1 protein-coding gene and 2 pseudogenes are annotated in these 1,047 nt (G+C 43.5%); 2 read left to right on the top strand and 1 reads right to left on the bottom strand.

The window, feature by feature from the left end:
- Positions 1 to 340, top strand: a pseudogene (locus A3756_RS27965) (short chain dehydrogenase); the annotation flags it as partial.
- Between the two features lie 157 nt (positions 341 to 497).
- Positions 498 to 737 (top strand): hypothetical protein, encoded by a 240-nt coding sequence (locus A3756_RS18875; RefSeq protein WP_156491574.1) that lies wholly within the window; start codon positions 498 to 500, stop codon positions 735 to 737.
- Positions 738 to 846: 109 nt separating this feature from the next.
- On the opposite strand, the pseudogene A3756_RS18870 reads toward A3756_RS18875, so the two are convergent.
- Positions 847 to 1,047: pseudogene (locus A3756_RS18870) on the bottom strand (12-oxophytodienoate reductase); the annotation flags it as partial.

Here is a 1,047-nt window from a genome sequence, read left to right as displayed (position 1 = left end):
TACCGTCACCAAGTATGGCATGTCGATGTTGACTATTGGGATGGCAGCCGAATACAAGCGCTACGGAATTGCAGTGAACTCCCTATGGCCACAAACATTAATCTCTACAGCTGCCATCGAATTTGAAGGTGGCGGAAAGTCGGCTCTTGAAAAAGGTCGTAAGCCCGCCATTATGGCCGATGCTGCCTACGAAATACTCACCACCCAAGATTGTGAGCTCAGTGGTGAAGTAATCATTGATGAAGACATCCTTCGCAAGAGAGGCGTGGATGATTTCGATCACTATCGCTACTCAGATGATCCAGATAAAAAACTGATGAACGATCTATTTGTCGATTAAATAAACAGAGAAACGATGAAAGGACTTGAGGAAGATCAATAAGTTGAGCTTCCTTTCATTTTTATCGATCTAGGGCGTCGCAAATCACAGTGGGAAAGTGGTAACATACATTGTAAGCATTTTCCAACGAGTTCTCTTCAGGCCTTTCATGAATACAATGAAAACCGAAAAAAGCCATGTTTTCAATGATAAGCGAGGCCAGGATCGTAGGCAGGATACTGCTCAAGCTCGAAAATATAAAAATAACCGCCGTAAAGCTGATCGCCGTAATATGGAGTTTAGTGAGCTGCCATGGTGGCTACAACGAAACTACGTTGATGTAAATATCACTCCAGTCCCCTCGAAAGCCAAGAAACTCAATAAAACCAAGCTCAAGTCTAGCCAAAAAGTCGGCTAAGCTTTCAAAAGTAGAGACATTGTAAACCTAATTTTCTTATACTAATTCGAAAATAGCGGAGACTGCTCAAATATTCTGTTACTCAAGCAGCCGTTTTCTATAAGCCTACTTAGATCAATTTCATCAATGCTGCTTTTGAAAAGTCCTGCAATTCATCCAAACGCTGTTCTTTCACTTTCAATACCCACTCAGGGTCTTGAAGTAGCGCACGGCCAACCGCGACCAGCTCAAATTCACCTTGGGCAACTCTGTCAGACAATTCAGCAATTCGGCTAGACGCCACTCCCGCCTTGTCAGACATCCCCAAGCT

Source organism: Oleiphilus sp. HI0086 (assembly GCF_001635225.1).
Note: the sequence above shows the minus strand (reverse complement) of the source record. Positions and strands in the feature narration are given on the sequence as shown.

Excerpts from the sequence above, each read along its gene's own strand:
- A3756_RS18875 (WP_156491574.1), top strand. The coding sequence starts at position 498 with ATGAAAACCGAAAAAAGCCATGTTTTCAATGATAAGCGAGGCCAGGAT.